13 protein-coding genes are annotated in these 18791 nt (G+C 58.6%); 7 read left to right on the forward strand and 6 right to left on the reverse strand.

Annotation, left to right across the window (positions count from 1 at the left end):
• Nucleotides 1-82: 82 nt before the first annotated feature.
• From FY528_RS09950 to FY528_RS09960, 3 genes are all read left to right on the forward strand, one after another.
• Entirely contained in the window at nt 83-1762 is a 1680-nt protein-coding gene (locus tag FY528_RS09950) for an ABC transporter substrate-binding protein (RefSeq protein ID WP_222931806.1), read from the forward strand.
• Nucleotides 1763-1765: 3 nt separating this feature from the next.
• Complete coding sequence (locus FY528_RS09955; protein ID WP_149070855.1) at nt 1766-2842, forward strand: ABC transporter permease; 1077 nt, start codon at nt 1766-1768, stop codon at nt 2840-2842.
• A 151-nt stretch (nt 2843-2993) separates the two neighbouring features.
• Nucleotides 2994-3839, forward strand: coding sequence for an ABC transporter permease (locus FY528_RS09960; protein WP_149070856.1), 846 nt, complete (start codon nt 2994-2996; stop codon nt 3837-3839).
• A gap of 546 nt (nt 3840-4385) precedes the next feature.
• Here the strand turns inward: FY528_RS09960 and FY528_RS09965 are convergent.
• Nucleotides 4386-6434: an OmpA family protein gene (locus FY528_RS09965; RefSeq protein ID WP_187632071.1), complete on the reverse strand. Its 2049-nt coding sequence runs from the start codon at nt 6432-6434 to the stop codon at nt 4386-4388.
• 13 nt (nt 6435-6447) lie between these two features.
• Nucleotides 6448-7512, reverse strand: coding sequence for a tetratricopeptide repeat protein (locus tag FY528_RS09970; protein WP_149070858.1), 1065 nt, complete (start codon nt 7510-7512; stop codon nt 6448-6450).
• 264 nt (nt 7513-7776) lie between these two features.
• Between FY528_RS09970 and FY528_RS09975 the strand changes: the two genes are divergently transcribed.
• Both FY528_RS09975 and FY528_RS09980 read left to right on the forward strand, forming a co-directional pair.
• A complete protein-coding gene (locus FY528_RS09975) occupies nt 7777-8199 on the forward strand; it encodes a BrxA/BrxB family bacilliredoxin (protein ID WP_149070859.1) in 423 nt (140 codons plus the stop codon).
• Between the two features lie 91 nt (nt 8200-8290).
• The gene (locus FY528_RS09980) at nt 8291-9010 is read left to right on the forward strand and encodes a GNAT family N-acetyltransferase (RefSeq protein WP_149070860.1); all 720 of its coding nucleotides are present in this window, start codon (nt 8291-8293) and stop codon (nt 9008-9010) included.
• 86 nt (nt 9011-9096) lie between these two features.
• On the opposite strand, the gene recQ is transcribed toward FY528_RS09980, so the two are convergent.
• A complete protein-coding gene (recQ, locus tag FY528_RS09985) occupies nt 9097-11298 on the reverse strand; it encodes a DNA helicase RecQ (protein WP_149070861.1) in 2202 nt (733 codons plus the stop codon).
• 160 nt (nt 11299-11458) lie between these two features.
• Between recQ and FY528_RS09990 the strand changes: the two genes are divergently transcribed.
• The gene (locus FY528_RS09990; protein ID WP_149070862.1) at nt 11459-12436 is read left to right on the forward strand and encodes a KpsF/GutQ family sugar-phosphate isomerase; all 978 of its coding nucleotides are present in this window, start codon (nt 11459-11461) and stop codon (nt 12434-12436) included.
• Between the two features lie 93 nt (nt 12437-12529).
• Nucleotides 12530-13615 carry a mannose-1-phosphate guanylyltransferase gene (locus tag FY528_RS09995; protein WP_149070863.1) on the forward strand — a complete coding sequence of 362 codons (1086 nt, stop codon included), beginning with the start codon at nt 12530-12532 and terminating at the stop codon, nt 13613-13615.
• An 89-nt stretch (nt 13616-13704) separates the two neighbouring features.
• On the opposite strand, the gene FY528_RS10000 is transcribed toward FY528_RS09995, so the two are convergent.
• The 3 genes from FY528_RS10000 to FY528_RS10010 form a co-directional block, all read right to left on the reverse strand.
• A complete protein-coding gene (locus FY528_RS10000) occupies nt 13705-14373 on the reverse strand; it encodes an outer membrane beta-barrel protein (protein ID WP_149070864.1) in 669 nt (222 codons plus the stop codon).
• 182 nt (nt 14374-14555) lie between these two features.
• Nucleotides 14556-15524 (reverse strand): 23S rRNA (guanosine(2251)-2'-O)-methyltransferase RlmB, encoded by a 969-nt coding sequence (gene rlmB, locus FY528_RS10005; RefSeq protein WP_149070865.1) that lies wholly within the window; start codon nt 15522-15524, stop codon nt 14556-14558.
• 213 nt (nt 15525-15737) lie between these two features.
• Nucleotides 15738-18731 carry a glycosyltransferase family 117 protein gene (locus FY528_RS10010; protein ID WP_149070866.1) on the reverse strand — a complete coding sequence of 998 codons (2994 nt, stop codon included), beginning with the start codon at nt 18729-18731 and terminating at the stop codon, nt 15738-15740.
• Nucleotides 18732-18791: the final 60 nt, after the last annotated feature.

Below are 18791 nucleotides of genomic sequence, written 5' to 3' on the forward strand. Positions count from 1 at the left end.
ATCTTGGGTATCTTGCCCGCAGCCGGCTAAATCCGGCCCCATCGGCATGTTCGGATTATGGTTTCGCACGGCGTTGTTTCTTGTGCTGTTGGCCTCCTGCCAGGCACCGTCCCCTCCTACGGCCCAGGTACGCATTCGTTGGGCGCGCGACCCGGAGTCGCTGCATCCGCACACGCTGGCGAATGCCATGGCCCTTCAGGCCGTTAACCTCACGTATCAAAGCCTGCTGGCAGTTGATGCTGTACACCAGCGGTTTGTTCCTTTATTAGCCGACTCGTTGCCCGCTGTGCGGCGCAACGAGTCGGCTTCTTTTTTCACCTATCGGATTCGTTCGTCCGCTACCTGGGATGATGGGCAGCCCATTCTGGCCAGCGACGTAGCCTTTACGCTCCGAGCTATGCGCTGCCCCGGCCTGCCCAATGAGCGCATGCAGGCGCAGTACGGGTTTATCCAGGATATTTACATTTCCCCGAAGGATGCGCGCCGCTTCACCCTGGTATGTGCCCCCTACGCCCCGGACTACGTAACGCTGTCGGGCGACTTTGCTATTCTGCCGGAACACCTGCTCGACTCAGGCCGTATTCTGCGCCGCATTCCGCTGGCCCGCCTGGATTCGGCGGCGACCCGCCAGCCCGCAGTAGCGGCCGTAATTGGCCGCCTTGCCGCAGCAGGCCTCGAACGCTCCCCTGGCCGGTACGGTAGCGGCCCCTACCGACTGGTTGACTGGAAGCCAGGCCAGCAGCTGACACTGGAGCGCAAGCGCGCTTGGTGGGCCGATCCACTGCAGCGCACGGTTCCTCAACTGTTAGCCCGCCCGCAGCGCATCAGCTTTCAGATTATTCCGGACCAGACGACGGCGCTGCTCGCCCTCCGTCGTAATGAGGTAGACGTTTACGCAGGAATTCCGCCAGCCGATTTTGCGCGGCTTCAGCACTCCGCCTCTGATACAGCCCGCCTGGGCCTCTACACCCCCGATTCTTACGAAATGATTGTGGCGGGCTACAACACCCGGAAGCCTGCCTTCAGTAACGCCCTTGTTCGCCAGGCCATCAGCCACCTTATCAACGTACCCGGCATCCTCAAGGGCGCCGTGCACAACCTGGGCTATGCCAGTGTAGGCATGATCAGCCCACATCAACTCCTTTTCTATAACGATAGTCTGCAGGCCGATACTTTTGACCCCGCCGCTGCAACAGCCCTGTTACGCCGAGCGGGCTGGCGCCAAACGGCCGACGGCAAGTGGCAGAACCCCGCGTACGCAGTATCCCCCCTGGCTTTCACCATCAGCTACCGGGCCGGAAACGCTGCGTATGAGTTCATTGCCCTGCAGCTTCGGACCGCGGCCGCCCGCATTGGTATTACAGTGCAGCTACAGCCTGTAGAAAGCTCCCTGCTTACGCAGCAACTGCAGACCGGAAACTTCGATTTGTACCTGCGCTCAATCGTTGGCAACCCGTTTGCCCACAACTTCATCCCTCTGCTGCACTCCCGTAGTACCGGCGAAGCGGGCGGCAATTACACTGGTTTTGGCTCTCCCGCTACTGATCGGCTACTGGAGCGACTGGCGGCCGCCGAGGATACGGCCACCAAGCGCACATTGCTCCGCCACTTTCAACGCATCATTCAACGGGAACGGCCTCTGCGGGTGTTGTACTTCACTCGCAACCCCATTGCCATAACCAAGCGCTTTACCAACCTGGGGCTATCGAGCCTGTCGCCGGGGTATGAGGTAACGGGGTTTGTGGAGCAACCAAGGCCCTAGCCCATGGCAAGGAGGATTTTGTATGGGGTGCTCAGGCCCTTGTTCTGGCTTTGGCTGCTGGTCTCGGTTATCTTCCTGCTAACTCGGCTGGCCGCGCCCACCCCAACAGAGCAACTGGGACACCCTACTACAGCTTCGGTAGCCTCCCCGGAAAAGCTCCGGGCGGCCCAATGGGCCCTGCGTCACCGGCTGGGGCTGGACCTGCCCTTGTTTTACTATTCTGTGCAGCCCCACCCGCGCTATGGCAGTTGGATTCCCTCGGCCCAGTGGCATGGTAGTGGTAACCAGTACCACCAGTGGCTACGACAGCTGGCAGCCGGCAGCTTGGGCAACTCCTACCGCGACGGCCGCCCGGTGACTACAGTGCTGCTGGATACAGTACCCAATACCTTATTGCTCACCTTGCCGGCTGCCATTGGCACGATTGGTTTTTCCTTATGGGCGGGGCTTTGCCTGACGGGCCGTCGCTGGTGGCAGCGCTGGGTGTTGGGTTTGTGCGTAGGCCTAGATGCAGTTCCGCTTTTTCTAGTGGCCACCACGCTGGTGCTGGTACTTGCCAATCCTGATGCGCTTAACCTCTTTCCTGCCTACGGAGCACCTGAGGCCTTATTTGAGACGCCCGGGCTCTGGACCAGAGCCACTCACTATATGTATTACTTCTTCCTTCCTATTAGTAGTCTGTTGGTGGTGACGGTGCCCGGATTTATCCTGCAGCTCACGGCGGCCCTGAATCGGGAGGTAACCATGCAGTACACTATCACCGCTCGTGCCAAAGGCCTAAGCAGTGAGCAGGTATTGCGGCAACATCTGCTCCGTAACGCCCTGCTGCCGTTTATCACTTTGCTTACCGACCTGCTTCCGGCCCTGCTGGCCGGGGCCGTAGTAGTAGAGGTCATTTTTGCGCTACCAGGCATGGGACGGTTGTTGGCAGAGGCCGCTGCCACCCGCGACCATCCCATACTGTTGGGTGGTGTGCTGCTCATAGCCATGGCCCGGCTGCTCTCTTATTGGTTGGCCGATGGACTCTATGGTTGGGCCGACCCCCGATTACGCAGCACCAGCACGCCCGCTCATGCCTAAACAACCTTGGTATTGGTGGGTAGCCCTGGGTTGGTTGGGAATACTTCTCCTACTCTCACTGAGCGCCCCATTCTTTCCACTCCCCTATCAACCGGGGCAAACGGATGTTTACGCTATTATCAGTCCACCCGGGGCATCACCCGGGCACGAGTTGGGTACCGATGCTCTCGGCCGTGACGTACTGACCGAGCTGCTCTTTGGCGCCCGCACCCTCCTGCAAGTGAGCCTGCCCGCTACCTTGTTGCTCACGGTAGTGGCAACGCTACTTGGAACGAGTGCGGGCTATTGGGGCAACAACCGGTGGTACTTGCCGCGGGCTACGGGCGTAGCAGCCCTGTACGGGCTTGTCATTTGCCTACTATATCTGCCCTTGACCGGCCAAGAGGAAAAAGTTGTGCTGCCGTGGGGGCTCTGGCTGCTGCTGATGCCGTTACTGAAGCTTCTGGTGGGAAAAACGCGTTGGGGGCAAGTCAGGAAGCCGGCCCCACTCGACACTTGGATACTTACCTTGGCGGCTTTGCTCAGCTCGGTTCCCAGGCTTATTCTGCTGGTGGGCCTAGCGGCGGTGCTGCCTTTGTCCCCGGTTTCGGCAGTGCTGGTGCTGGGCCTTCTGTTCTGGCCCGGCATGATGCGGCTGATACGGGCCGAAATGCGCCGCATACGCGCCTTGCCCTATATTGAGGCCGCGCAGGCTCTGGGGCTTACAGAGCCGCAAATCCTGGTTCGGCACGCAGCTCCAGCCCTGAAAGGCCTAGTCCTCTCTTCTTTTCTGCTTTATCTGGCCCTGGTTATTGCGCTGGAAACTACGCTGTCGTTTTTGGGTATTGGCCTACCAGCTGAGCACGCCAGCTGGGGCCACTTGCTGGCCGCTGCCCGCCTGGCGCCGGAAGCATGGTGGGTAGTGCTTTTCCCAGGCGGGTGCCTGCTGCTCACACTTCTCAGCATCCGCGTGTTGGCTGGCAGTCAAAAAAATAAGGCCGGTAGCCACTTAAAATAATTGACCGAACGTCACAAAACGGCTGATTTGATCCAACAAAACACGCAGCAAACCTCTTATTGGCAGCACTTAAAGCATAGTCCAAAGCCGTTTTCACGGTATAATCTTATGCTTATATGTGTCACAAATACAGCCAATACTTCCTTTCCAACCCTTCAACGCACCCCTATACTTGCATAGTAATTCGGCAGTAACTAATTGCTACCCACACATTCTTCTTGGCTTTTGCGGCCTTGCTCTTTCAGCTGCTGAAGCAGTAGGCCTCAAAAAAGAAGAATAACCCCGGCGGTAGCAAAGCCCCCTCGAAACGCGAGGCGGCCGGTTTCCAGCCGATATCCGCTGCCCCCTCCTGGCAGTGGATGAAAGATGAAGTTTAACGGGTGGGTTTTTATAAACTACCCGATTATTGTTGCAATAGGTGTGTAGAAAAACCGTTGGCTATGCCTGCGGTTTTTTTGCGTTTGGCCCGACCGCAAAACGCTAACGCCGCTCCTCACTTTATAGTGAACGAGCGGCGTTGACGCTTGGCAGGCCGGAAAGAAGGGATTATTTTTCCAACACCTTAAATTCGGTGCGGCGGTTTTGCTGCCGTCCTTCTTTGGTGGTATTGGAAGCCACTGGCTGGGTAAGTCCGTAGCCCGCAAAGGTGAGGCGACCTTTGTCGATGCCCTTGGTGATAAGGTAATCGACCACCACCCGGGCGCGGTTTTCGGAGAGCTTCTGGTTGTAGGCCGGGTTGCCCACATTGTCGGTGTGGCCGGAAATTTCGATGCGCAGCTTGGGCGTTTCGTTGAGCAGGGCAACCAAGCGCTCCAGCTCGGCGGTGCTCTCCTTACGCAGCGTCGATTTATCGGTGTCGAAGAAGATGTTGTTCAGCACCACCTTCACGCCCACGTTCAGCTTCTTGAGGGCTACATCCTTCACCACCTCCGAATAAGCAGCGCCGGCCGGCAAATCAAAGTTTTCGGAGTGAAACAGGTAGCCTTCCTGCCGCACCACAATCCCGTAGTTGATGCCCGACGGCAAGGATACCAAGTAGCGGCCCGACTGTGAGTTGGAGCGGAACGAGGCAATGGTCTGGCTTTTCTGGTTGTCTACCACGTCGATGGTGGCTTCCAGCGGCTGCTTGCTTTCAGCGTCGGTAACTACCCCTTTTAGGATAGTTACCTGAGTGGTTGCTACGGGTACGGCGGCGGCCAGCACGGTTTCTTTTACGGGAGCTACGCGCGAGGCCAGCAGCTGGTCTTCGTTGCTGAGTACGGGCGGCTTTTCGGGCCCCAGGAAGGTAATCTGGTAAATATCCTTGCTACCCTGCCCATCGTCGCGGTAGGAAGAGTAGTAGCCGTGGCGGCCCGAGGCGGAAATCACGAAGAAAACGTCATCGTCGGGTGTGTTGATGGGCCAGCCCAGGTTTTCGGGCTTGCTCCACTTGCCATTTTCGTATACCGATTTAAAGATGTCGTAGCCGCCCATGGAGTTGTGACCCTCCGAGGAGAAGTACATGGTTTTACCATCGGGGTGCATGAACACGCCTTCCTCTCCGTAGGGCGTATTAATGACCGGACCCAGGTTTACGGCCTTGCCTTTGCCTTCCAGCTCTATCTTATAAATGTCGCGGCTGCCGAGGCCGCCCTCGGGCTGGTCGCTCACGTAGTACAGCATGCGCCCGTCGGGCGAGTAGGAAGCCGACGATTCGTGGGCGTTGGTGTTCACGCGCTTGCCCAGCGTCTGGGGCTTGCTCCACTTGTTGCCGCGCAGGTCGCACTCGTTCAGGTCGCCGCCGTTGTTTTCTACGTAGATCAACATGCGCTGCCCATCCGGGGCCAAGCCTACGGTGGCATCGTGGCCTTCCGTATTTACCGGATCGGCCAACGCCTTGGCCGGCCCCCATTCTTTACCGTTCCGCGTAGCCTGGTAGATGTCCTCGAAAAACCCGCCCGACTCTGGGTCGGTTTGCCCACCCGTGGAGTTGTCGCGCCGGGAGGTAAAGAGAATAACCGACTCGTCGGCGGAAATAACCGGTCCGTAATCCGGAAATGGGGAGTTCACGCCGGGCCCGACGTTATCAATGAATACGCGGGTTGGCTTTTTCATCAGGGCTAAGCCCGACTCGCACTCGGTGATATGCTTGCGAATTTCCTGTTGCTGGGCCAGGGCATTTTTAGCGCCGGCAGGCGGGGTAGCCTTCTTATACTCGGCAATGGCTTCCTGCCAACGGGCATTCAGGTGCAGGCCGCGGCCGAGCAGGTAATGCATCCGCGGATCTACCTGCTCATCCAGCTCGAAGGCTTTCTGCAGATACGTCAGGCTACGCGGCCGAAACCCGGAGTTCAGGTAGCAGTCCCCGATTTTAAGGTTGAGTTGGGCGTTATTGGGGTTGAACTTCTGGGCTTCGAGGTAGTAAGGCAGCGCCCGTTCGTACTTGGGCGGATCGGCGAAATACCACTCGTCCCCGGTCTTAATAGCCTTCTGAGCCGCTTTCAGGCCCTCCTTATCGTTGCCGAATCGGTCTTTGCTAAACTCCACGCTTTGGGCCGAAGCCGAAACCGCCAGCAGCAGCGTCAGGGCCAGCGCGGCCAGTCGAGTAAACATCATTGCGTTTTTCACCTTAGTCGCAGGCAGCATTAGCGTAGGCAGATCCATTTTCCAGTCCCAGCTCGGCGGCTTTGCGCCAGTCCTGGCACGCACCATCGGCGTCGCGGAGCATTTCGCGGGCGTGGCCGCGGTTGAGGTAAGCCTCGGCATACTGGGCATTCAGGCGAATGGCCTGGCTAGCATCGTCGGCGGCTTTTTTGTACTCCTCCAGTTTTAGGTGGGCGGCCGCGCGGTTGTTGTAGGCAAAGGCGTAGCCGGCGTTCAGGGTAATAGCCTGCGAGAAATCAGCCACTGCTCCTTTGTAATCCCCGGCATCAAACCGGGCGCTGCCGCGGTTGTTGAACGCTACGGGGTTGTCCGTCACCTTATTCAGATAGGCCGAGAAGTCGGCTAGGGCGCCTTTCAGGTCGCCGGCCCGGCGCTTGGCACTGGCCCGGTTCAGCAGGGCCGGCAGTAGTTCCGGCTGCAGCTTCAGGGCCTGGTCGTAGTCCTGCACGGCGGCGGCGTAGTTGCCCAACTGACGCTGAGCACTGCCCCGGTCGTGGTAGGCGTAAGCATAAGCAGGGTCGGCTTTCACGGCGGCGGAGAAATCGGCTAAGGCCTCTTTGAAGTTGCCTTTCTCGAACCGCAGGTCGCCGCGGTAGTACCAGGCAGGGGCATAGTCGGCTTTCAGCTCCGTGGCTTTAGTATAGTCCTGCTCGGCGGCATCGGCCTGGTTGAGGGCCTGCCGGGCCTGGCCCCGGCCAAAGTACGCCGTGAAGCTTTCGGGCTCCAGCTTAATGGCCTGATCGTAGTCCTGCACGGCCTGGTCGTACTCCTTCAGCTCGTAGCGGGTGGCGGCCCGGTTGTAGAAGGCCTTGGAAAAGTCGGGACGGGTAGCCAGGGCCCGGTCAAAGTCCTGGATAGCGGCCCGGTAGCTTTTCTGGTTGAACTTGGCAATGCCGCTGTTGTAGAGCTTTTCGGCCAACTGCGCCGGGGGCAGCGTAGTGGCCCGCACGGTATCTACCTGCGCCTGCACGGGCCGTGCCAGCACACCCGCCAGCATTAGGGCCGCCGTAACGGTAAACGTTGTTTTCATACTTCGGTGGAGGAATGGCCCAGGTGGTGCCACCCGGTATAAATGTACTTTGCTTTCCGAATACTCCCAACCCAATCAGGATTCTTTCCCAACAATTGAAATTTAGCAAGCCAAGCGGCCACCACATGGGCGGGCGTGGCCTTTTAGCTGGTTTCAGCCATCCGCTGAAACCTTTCGAGTGGGCTGGCACTTATTGTTTGCGTAATTTTACTGACCGATCTTTTCAGCTTCTGCTTTTCTTCTTTTTTGCATTTCCCTACAAGTATGGCAACGTACCCCGAATACATGGTGGCTCCCATCCGGCAAGACCTGGTGGAAGCCGGTTTTGAACAATTGATGACGCCCGAGGAAGTGGACGAAGCCTTGCTGCCCACTACCGGCACGGTACTGGTTGCCGTGAACTCGGTTTGCGGCTGCGCGGCGGCCAAAGCCCGCCCCGCCCTCAAGCTGGCCCTGGCCAGCACCGACAAAAAGCCCGCAAAGCTGGTAACCGTGTTTGCCGGAATGGAAACCGAGGCCGTGGCCAAGGCACGTGAGCACATGCTCCCCTACCCTCCTTCCTCGCCCAGCATTGCGCTGTTCAAAGACGGCGAGCTGGTGCACATGATTGAGCGTTACCACATCGAAGGCAACGACATGATGCGCATCGTGGACAACCTGCAAGGCGCCTTCGCGGAGTACTGCTAAGCAAGCCCAGGCTTCCCAAAGAGCCGAAAACGCCGCTGGCTATTTGCCGGCGGCGTTTTTATGTTTACTGCCCTCACGCTGCCTTCTTGCTATGCACCCTCACATCGAACCCCTGGCCTGGGACACGAAATTCCTCGGCATGGCCGTTGGCCGCCTGCACGGCAGCGCCATCGGCGCAGCAACGTTGCGTGCAGCAATCCACGAAGCCCGAGGTGCAGGATGGGTGCTCCTCTACTGGTCTGTAGCCGCCACCGATGCCGTTTCCCAGGCCGCAGCCCAGGACAGCCAGCTACCTATTGCCGACCACCGGGTAACATATACCTTGGCAGTGCCCCCAGCCGGAGCCGACAGCTTACCCGCGCAGGTTGCCCCTACCACTGTTCTATCCGCACCGCTGCTGGCTCTGGCCTTCCAGAGCGGCCATTTTTCCCGCTTTCGTACTGACCACCGCTTTGCCCCAGAGGTTTTTGAGCGGCTTTATACCCACTGGATCCGCCAATCGGTGCGCGGGGAGCTGGCCCGGGAAGTGCTGGTTTTCCGTGCGTCGCCCACGGCACCCGAGGTGGGCCTGCTTACGCTGCGCCCCGAGGCCGATGCGGTAACCATTGGCTTACTGGCGGTGGATGAGCGGGCCCGCAAACAGGGAATTGGGGGGGCGCTGCTCCAGGTAGCCCAACAGCGGGTACGGGCCTGGGGCTTCCAGCGCCTGACGGCCGTTACCCAGCGCAACAACCTGGCTGCATGTCAGTTCTACGAAAACGCCGGATTCCAGCCTAGCCAGGAAGAGTACCTGTACCATCTTTGGCTCTAAGCCAAAAGCCTTATCGTGTTTCGCTCAAAAGACAAACAGCCCGGATACCAGGTGGTATTCGGGCCGCTTGCGGTAAAACAGGGAGGCTAGTTGGCTACCTCGCTCAGGAACTTGATGCGCATCAGGCGCAGGTCTTCTTCCGTGTATTCATCATCACCGAGCTCCTTCAGAGCCACGGCAATGTTATCGGTGCTGGCCGACATGAAGTAATCGTAGATTTCTCCCTGCCGCTCCTCATCCAGTACGGAGTCGATATAATAGTCGAGGTTGAGCTTGGTGCCGGCGTAGCAGATATGCTCAATTTCCTCCATCAGCTCCCGCATGTCGATGCCCTTGGAGGAAGCAATTTCCTCCAGGTCCATCTTCTTGTCGATCTGCTGGATGATGTAAATCTTGATTTTCGACTTGTTGACAGCTGATTTTACCACCACGTCGGCGGCCGTCATAATGTCGTTTTCTTCGACGTACTTTTTGATCAGGTCCAGGAACGGGCCACCGAATTTCTGGGCCTTGCCCTGTCCTACACCCGATACGTGGGCTAGGTCTTCCATCTTCACGGGGAAGGTGGTAGCCATTTCCTTGAGTGAAGGGTCCTGGAACAGCACATAGGGCGGCAGGCCTTTCTGATGTGCTAGCTTTTTGCGCAAAGCCTTCAGCATGTCGAAGAGGGCGGCATCATGGCCGGCGGCCTGCTGAACTTCTTCCTGCTCGGCCTGCTCCTGCATTTCCTCCTCGTAGTTATGATCCTTCGAGAGCTTGAAGCTGTAAGGAGCCACCAGAAATTCCTCGCCCTTGGGGCAGATGCGCACCACGCCGAAGTTCTCGATGTCCTTGCCGAGCAGGCCGGCAATCATGCACTGGCGCAGCACCGAGTGCCAGAACGCCGCGTCGTGGTCGTGGCCGGCGCCGTAGATGGGCAGCTTGTTGTGGCCGTAGCTTTCGATGTGCGGGTTCGTCAGGCCGGTGAGTACGCTGGTGAGGTGCTCAATGCCGAAGCGCTGCTCGGTTTGCACCACGGCCTGCAGGGCCAGCTTCACAAACTCCTTGCCCTCAAATTTCTCGCGCGGGTGGCGGCAGTTGTCGCAGAAGCCGCAGTCCTTCTCAAACGTCTCGCCGAAGTAGTGCAGCAGCTGCTTGCGGCGGCACACGGCCGAGTCGGCGTAGTTGGCCATTTCCTGGAGCAGCAGCTTGCTGTTGTCACGCTCCGTTACGGGCTTGTCCTTGTTGAACTTCTCCAGCTTCACGATGTCGTCGTAGCTGTAGAACATCAGGCAGTCGCCTTCCAGGCCGTCGCGGCCACCGCGGCCGGTTTCCTGGTAGTAGCCCTCAATGCTTTTGGGCGTGTCGTAGTGAATCACGAAGCGCACGTCGGGCTTGTCGATGCCCATGCCAAAGGCAATGGTAGCCACAATCACGTCGCAGTCCTCATTGAGGAAGGCATCCTGGTTGGCCATGCGCACGTGCGGGTCGAGGCCGGCGTGGTAGGGCAGGGCGCGCACGTCGTTCACGCGCAGCAGCTCGGCAATTTCCTCCACCTTCTTGCGGGAAAGGCAGTACACGATGCCGGCCTGGCCCTTGCGCTGCTTCACGTACTGAATCAGCTGCTTTTTGGTCTGGTGCTTGGGCCGGACTTCGTAGTAGAGGTTGGTGCGGTTGAAGGAGGTCTTGAACACCGAGGCCTCGTCCATCTGCAGGTTTTTCTGGATGTCCAGCTGCACTTTGGGCGTAGCCGTGGCCGTGAGGGCAATAATGGGCACATCCACGCCCAGCCCGTCGATGATGCTGCGGATTTTGCGGTACTCGGGCCGGAAGTCGTGGCCCCACTCCGAGATGCAGTGCGCCTCGTCGATGGCTACAAAGGAGATGGTGGCTTTCTGCAGAAACTCGATGGTTTCGTCCTTGGTCAGGCTTTCGGGGGCTACGTACAGCAGCCGCACATCCCCGCTGATCACGTCCCGCTTTACCTTGTTCATTTCCGTCTTCGACAGGGTCGAGTTCAGAAAAGCCGCGTTCACGCCGAACGCGTTGAGCTGATCCACCTGGTTTTTCATCAGGGCAATCAGCGGCGAAATCACAATGGCCGTACCGGGCAGCACCAGGGCAGGCAGCTGATAACAAAGGCTCTTGCCGGCACCGGTAGGCATAATCACGAAGGTATTGTGGCCCTCGATGACGTTCTGGATGATGGCTTCCTGAGTACCCCGAAACTGGCCGTACCCGAAAACTTCCTTTAACTTGCCCTTCAGATCAGCAGCCGGCTGAGCGGCGGCTTGTTTAACGGCTGGCATGGACTTCCTCACTTCTCGGTTGGGGGATGCAGATGAGATAAACAACGCAGTTGTTTTCTCAATCTAGACAATTTTACGGTAGAGAGAAAGGGGACGAAAAATTAAGACAACCGCCGCTGTTTTCTGACCCCTCCACTTTCTATTTGATATCAAATTTAGATTGAAACAGCACAACGATACCAACTCCCTGGCAAAAAAAGTGCTTCTCGAAGAGGCTGATGCCATCCGCGGTGTAGCCGCTGCCCTCGACCAGCGCCCCGATTTCGCCAACTGCGTAGCCGCCATCCTCGCCCTGCAGGGACGCGTGGTGGTGACGGGCATTGGCAAAAGCGCCCACATTGCCAGCAAAATAGTGGCTACGCTGAACTCTACGGGCACTCCGGCCCTGTTTATGCACGCCGCCGACGCTATTCACGGCGACCTGGGCATGATCCTGCCCGAGGACTTCGTGATCTGCATCAGCAAGAGCGGCGACACGCCCGAAATAAAAGTGTTGGTGCCTCTGCTCAAGCGCAAAGGCACTGCCCTGGCCGCCTTGGTCAGCAATGCCGACTCCTACCTGGGCAAGCAGGCCGACTACGTGCTGCACGCCCCGGTAGAGCGCGAGGCCTGCCCGCACAACCTGGCCCCAACCACGTCTACCACCGCTGCGCTGGCCCTGGGCGACGCGCTGGCCGTGTGTTTGCTCGAAAGCCGCGACTTTACTTCCCAGGACTTTGCCCGCTTGCACCCGGGCGGTACGCTGGGCAAAAAGCTTTACCTGAAAGTGGGCGACCTGAGCCGCAACAACGAAAAGCCCCGCGTGAGCCTCGACGCGCCCCTCAAGGAAATCATCCTCGAAATATCGGGTAAGCGACTGGGGGCCACCGCTGTGCTCGACCCCGGAACCGACGCGTTGTGCGGCATCATCACCGACGGCGACCTGCGCCGCATGCTCACCAACTTCGCGCACCTCGACGACGTGCGGGCTCAGGATATTATGACCCAAGCGCCCGTAACGGTGGAAACCGACGATTTTGCAGCTGAGGCGCTTACGCGGATGCAGTTGCGCAATATTACCCAGCTGGTAGTGCTGGAGCATGGTCGGTTCAGCGGCTTTATTCACCTGCACGATTTGCTGCGCGAGGGATTGGTATAAGCTGCTATCCGGCCTCAGCGGACGCCGGAAAACCGTACCTTTCCCGGCACTTCGTTTTCCCACCCGGCGCGGGTTCCTGCGTCGTCAGCTTCTATGAACCCACACACCTACCTCGTCGTTATGGCGGGCGGCATTGGCAGCCGCTTCTGGCCGTTCAGCCGCACCCAGCATCCCAAGCAGTTTCACGATGTGCTGGGCGTAGGCCGCTCCATGCTCCAACTCACTATCGACCGTTTTCGGGGCATTTGCCCCGTGGAGAACATTCTGGTAGTCACCAACCGCGACTATACTTCCCTGGTGCAGCAGCACCTGCCGGAGTTGGCCGCCGACCAGATTCTGGGCGAGCCTATCGGCCGCAATACGGCGCCTTGCATTGCCTACGCCAGCTACCGCATTGCCCAGCGCGACCCGAACGCCGTCATCATCGTAACCCCGGCCGACCATGCGGTCTTCCACGAAGACGTGTTTCAGCGGGTTATCCGCCAAGCGGCTGAAGCAGCGCGGGAGCATAACATTCTTATTACGCTTGGAATTCAGCCCTCCCGCGCCGACACGGGCTACGGGTATATTCAGTTCCTGGACGAAGATGCTTCGTCGCTTGGTCCGCTGAAGAAGGTGAAAACCTTCACGGAAAAGCCCAATCCGGAGCTGGCGCAGATGTTTCTCGACAGCGGGGACTTTCTCTGGAACTCGGGTCTTTTTGTGTGGCGGGCCGAGGTGATTCTGCACGCGTTCCATCAGTACCTCAGCGACATTGCCGAAGTATTTGATGAAGGCCAAGACGTGCTGGGCACCCCGCAGGAGGAGGAGTTCATTGCTCAGGCTTATACCCGCTGCCGCAACATCAGCATCGACTACGGGGTGATGGAGAAGGCCGATAACGTGTACGTGCTGCCCGCCGACTTTGGCTGGAGCGACCTAGGCACCTGGGACTCCCTGCACCGCATGGGCCACCACGACGCGGAAAACAACGTGGTGGACGGCAACGCCCTCCTCTACGATACCAAGGAGTGCGTTATCAAAACGCCCTCCGAACGGCTGGTGGTGGTGCAGGGTCTCGAAGGCTACATCGTGGCCGAGTACGACAATGTGCTGCTCATCTGCAAGCGCACGGAAGAGCAGCGCGTAAAAGACTTTGTGGCCGATGTAAAATCGAAAAAGGGAACGGGGTATAACTAGCCATTTCCCTGCCGGCAACAAAGAAAAAAGAAGCCCGCTACACCAGGTAGCGGGCTTCTTTTTTACGAGCTATTCAGCACTGAAGGACGTCAGAAGGAAATAATAGCATTTACACGCACAGCCGGGGCTTGCTGAGTAGTGCGCGTAGTGTATTGCTGCGACGTGCCCAGGTTGCGGTCCGAGTTGTTGACGGTGTTGGGCGCCCGCAATACATCGTAGTACACTTCCGGATTAAGAGAAAACTGCTTCCACGTGCGCACCTTAAAGCCAATGCCAGTGCTGTTGCCGAATCCGTTGGATTTCACCGTCACGTCCGTGTCTTGGCAGCCGCAAAGGCCGCCGGTGTAGTTGCCTTCAGAAACAAATCTGCGGTAGTAAAAGTCGCTGAATACGTACAGCCACGGGGCCTTGGCAATGGGAGCATACTGCACGCCAAGGCGCAGGCGCAGGTCACGGGCAGTAGAGCTACCTACGGGGCAGTCGTTGCAGTTATTTACTTCCTGGGTTTTGTCCGAGCCAGTGGTGTAGCTAATGCCCGAACGCAATCCGAGACGCCCCAGGTTATAACGAAAAACGGCTCCGGAGGCCCACTGCGCCTTATTGTTGAGTTGGCTGCTCGCGTAGTTGTACGTCTGCTTGGCGAAAGGTGAATAATTCAGCAGTTCGACCCCGGCTTCGAAGCGCCGTGGCTGGTCCTGGGCACTGGCCGCGAAGCTTAGGGCAGTAAGCAACGCGAAGGGCAACGTAAATTTTAGCATAGATACATAAGCCTACAGGGTAGTTTACTGTAAACTATGCAGAGGAGCCGGACTTGCGGCCGCAAGTTGCAGTCCGCTTAAAAAACAACAGCCATGTCCGGCATTTCCTCAACCAGCCCGCTAAAAAGCAGCAAGCCCGCGGAAAGCGTTTTCCGCGGGCTTGTTAAAACATATTGGCCGAACTATTGGCCACTTTTCAAACGCTGACGGAGCACTTCGTAGAGCATAATGCCGCTGGCTACCGACACGTTGAGGGAGCTGATTTGGCCCGCCATGGGAATGCGCAGCTTGTGGTCGGCCAGCTTGAGGTACTCGGGGCTGATGCCGTCTTCCTCACTGCCCATAAGCACGGCCAGCGGCCCGCTCATATCCACCGTTTGCGCTTCGAGGCTGGCATCGGCCTTTTCGGTGCAGGCCACCACCTGCACACCCGATTCGCGCAGGAAGGTGAGCGTTTCCTTCAGGTTGGGCTCCCGGCACACCGGAATCAGGTTGAGGGCGCCGGCGGAGGTTTTCAGTGCGTCGCCGTTGATTTGGGCGGCTCCGCGGCTGGGCACCACAATGGCGTGTACGCCCATACACTCGGCATTGCGGGCAATAGAGCCGAAGTTGCGCACATCGGTGATGCGGTCCAGCACGAGCAGCAGCGGTGTTTTGCCCTCCTCATACAAGCCCGCCAGGATGCTATCCAGCGGCTGGTACTCAATGGGCGACACGAAGGCTACGGCGCCCTGGTGGTTTTTGCGCGTCAGGTCGTTGAGCTTCTCCAGCGGCACCAGGGACACGGGCACGTTGGCCTCCTTGGCTAGCTCCGTAATTTCCTGGGTGATACTGTTTTTGGTACCGCGCAGCAGATAGATTTTCTCCAGCGTGCGGTGAGCGTGCAAGGCCTCCAGAATAGGCCGCAGCCCAAATAGCATATCGATGCCGCGGTCGGCGGCCGGGCGGTGCGGGTAGCGGGGCTTATACTCTCCCCGGCCTTCCCCTCTATTGTCGCTGCGGCTATTGTCCCGGCTTTCGCCCCGGTTATCATTCCGGTCATCGAAACGACCTTCGGCACGGCGGTTGTCGGGGCGGGGCACCGGGCGGTTGTCGGCGTCGTAAAAAGGGCGGCTCTTCGGCTGGCGAGGACGGTCGTTGCGGTTTTCCATAGCTCCACGGCGGCGGTTCTGCGGCAAAGCCGGGCGCCCCGATTCATGTTAAAGTAGAAGGCAAAGGTACGGCGTTTACCCGGTAACCTTTTGCAGGCTGGGCCCACTGGCCCCAGAAAGCTGGTCAGCCAGTAAAACCGGATGTTGCCCAAACGCCACCGGCCCCGCTTTGCAAGGCAAAACGGGGCCGGTGAGAAACAAGGGTTTTAAAATTTATTGCTGGGCTGGCATGTACTGCTGCATGAGGCCAAATGCCTTGGCTGCCCGCGTCTGGTCACCCACCCCATCGGCAGCCCGCGCCACACTCTGCAGGGTAATCAGGTTCTGCTGAATATCCTGGTCGTGCAGGGCCGGGTTGTGGGCCGTGTAATACGCCAACGCCAGCTGGGCGCGGTTCGTGAGCAAGTCCATAATCTGGTTGGCCCGCACCGTTTCGCCACCTTTTACCAGAGCAGGCACCAGTTGGGGCGTGTAAAAGTCGTAGGGAATGGCTGCATCAGGTATTCGGGTGAGGCACTGCACGGCTACCTCCTTGGCTTTAGCTACGTTGCCGGCCGCCAGGTAGCTATTGGCCAGGCGCGCAAACTTATCGTGGTAGTTCGCCGGGAAGCGCTGGCTGTTTTCATCGTAGTATACCGCTGGGTTATCCAGGTTGCGGTACGCAAACTTTTTCAGCAGGATGTTCTCCATCTGCTCCTTCACGATGTAGCCGTCGTCGCCGCTGCGGGGGTTGTAGTTCGGGTCGCGGGCGGGCAGAATACGGTAGGCCATGCCCTCCAGTTGGAAGTACGGCTCCAGGCCCATGTAGTCCTGGGAGTTGACGGTAGTACCAAAGTATACCGGGCGCTGCCAGTTGTTGGAAGCCAGAATATCCAGGATGGCCAGGTTTTTCTTTTCAATGGCGCCCTTGCCCATATTCCACTCCATGCGGTCCACGAGCTGGCTACGGCGCTCTGGGGCAATGATGCCCATTTTCTGCACCGCGGCCGTATCGATGGGCAGGAAGAATTTGCTGGTGGGGAACGAAAGCAGCATGGGGCCACCTTCGCCGTAGCTAACCTGCAGCAAGGGGCTGTTTTGCTTTACCAGCGAAATGAACTCCCGCAGGTTTACTTCCTTCACCGCCGGATTTTCCACGTACGGCAGGTAGTCGTTGGTACCTTCTACGTACTGGGAGTGCTCCAAGGAAATCGGCAGCGGGGCCGACTTATACGACTGCCGCTTCATCTGGTCGATGTACCAGTCGGTGTTCATGTAGCTGAGCACGGCCACACGTACGTCGGTGCGGTAGCCTTCCACTTCCTGGGCATACCAGAGCGGGAAGGTGTCATTGTCGCCGTTGGTAAACAGAATGGCGTTCGGCGCGCAGCTGTCGAGCATGTTCTTGGCCGAATCGACGGAGATGTAGCGGTTGGACCGGTTATGGTCGTCCCAGCCCTGCGCCACCATGATGCCGGGAATCAGCAAGCCTACCAGCGTAGCTACGCCAGCCCGCAGCCCATCGGCCTTGAGGATGGTGCGCAGACCCTCGGCCAGGGCCATTACGCCCAGCCCAATCCAGATAGAGAAAGCAAAGAAGGCGCCCGTAAAGGTGTAATCCCGCTCGCGGGGCTCGATGGGTGGCTGGTTGAGGTAAAACACAATGGCCAGGCCCGTGAACACAAACAGCAAGCCCACGATAAAGGCATTTTTGCCGTCGCGCCGGGTGTGGAAGAACAAGCCAACTAGGCCCAGGATGAGCGGCAGCGCGAGGAAGTTGTTGTAGGCGTTGCTCTCGGCCACGCGTTCGGGCAGGCCATTCTTGCTGCTGAACGGCGTGACTACGCCGGCCTGCTGCATGTCGCCCTCGCGGCCTACAAAGTTCCACAGGAAATAACGCCAGAACATGTGCCCAAACTGGTAGCGCACCATAAACGACAGGTTCTGGCCCATCGTCGGCTTCACATCCTCGCGGATATCTACCCACTTTTTGTACTGGTACAGGTGCTCGGGCGAGGCGCTGTAGAGGCGCGGCAGCAGCATCTTGTCCTCGGGCGCATACTCGTACTCCGTGCGCGGAGCGGCCTCGGCATACTGGTCGCCCTTGCGCACGTAGCGCTTAGCTCCTTCCTTCGACGCTATGGGCCGGGCATTAAATTGGGGCCCGTAGAGCAGGGGCCGGTCGCCGTACTGCTCGCGCTTAAGGTAGCTCACAAACGAGAGTACATCCTCGGGGTTGTTCTCGTTGATGGTGGGGTGGTAGGAGCTACGGATGGGGACAATCAGGTAGGAAGAGTACCCAATCAGAATAAACACAAACGACAGCAGCGCCGTGTTCAGCAGGCGGTTGCCGGTGCGGGCCGCGTAGCGGAAGCCCAGCCAGATGAGGGTGAGAAACAGCAGCAGGAAAATGATGATGCCCCAGTTAAACGGCAGCCCTACGCTATTGACGAAGAACACTTCAAACCCACCAGCCAGGGAAGGCAGGCCGGGGATAATACCTACCAGAATAACACCCACAATTACGCTGCTGATAACCAGCGTGAGGAAGCTACCCAACAGCGTGGGGGTGGCGTTTTTGCGGAAGTAGTAAATAAAGCCCAGGGCCGGAATAGCCAGCAGGTTCAGCAAGTGTACCCCAATCGACAGGCCAATGGCGTAGGCAATCAGAATCAGCCATTTGTCGGAATCGGGCTCATCGGCGCGGTTTTCCCACTTCAGCATCAGCCAAACTACTACGGCCGTGCACACCGCCGACATGGCGTATACCTCGGCCTCTACGGCATTGAACCAGAAGGAGTCGGAAAAGGCAAACGCCAGCGCCCCGACTACGCCACTGCCCAGAATCTGGATGGTTTGCCCGCTGGTGGGCTCCACAGCCCGGCCATCGGCTAGGCGAGCCTGGCCCACGACTATTTTCTTGGCCAGCATGGTGATAATCCAGAACAGGAACAGCACCGTGAAGGAAGAGCTAAGCGCCGACAGAGCGTTGATCAGGATGGGCACTTTGGTGGCATCGCCAAACGACAGCAAGGACAACAGGCGGCCTAGCAGCAGGAACGTGGGAGCCCCCGGAGGGTGCGGTACCAGGAGTTTGTAGGAGCAGGCTATAAATTCGCCGCAGTCCCAGTAGCTGGCGGTAGGCTCTAGCGTGAGCAGATAGGTGAGGGTGGCCACGGCAAATACCAGCCAGCCCACCAAGTTATTCAGGCTTTTGTAACGACGCATTCCTTACTTGTTCAGAGAAGAGCCAAAAGTAGGCAATAAATCCGGCCGCGCCGCACCCGT

Source organism: Hymenobacter lutimineralis, from assembly GCF_008271285.1.
Taxonomy (GTDB): Bacteria; Bacteroidota; Bacteroidia; order Cytophagales; family Hymenobacteraceae; genus Hymenobacter; species Hymenobacter lutimineralis.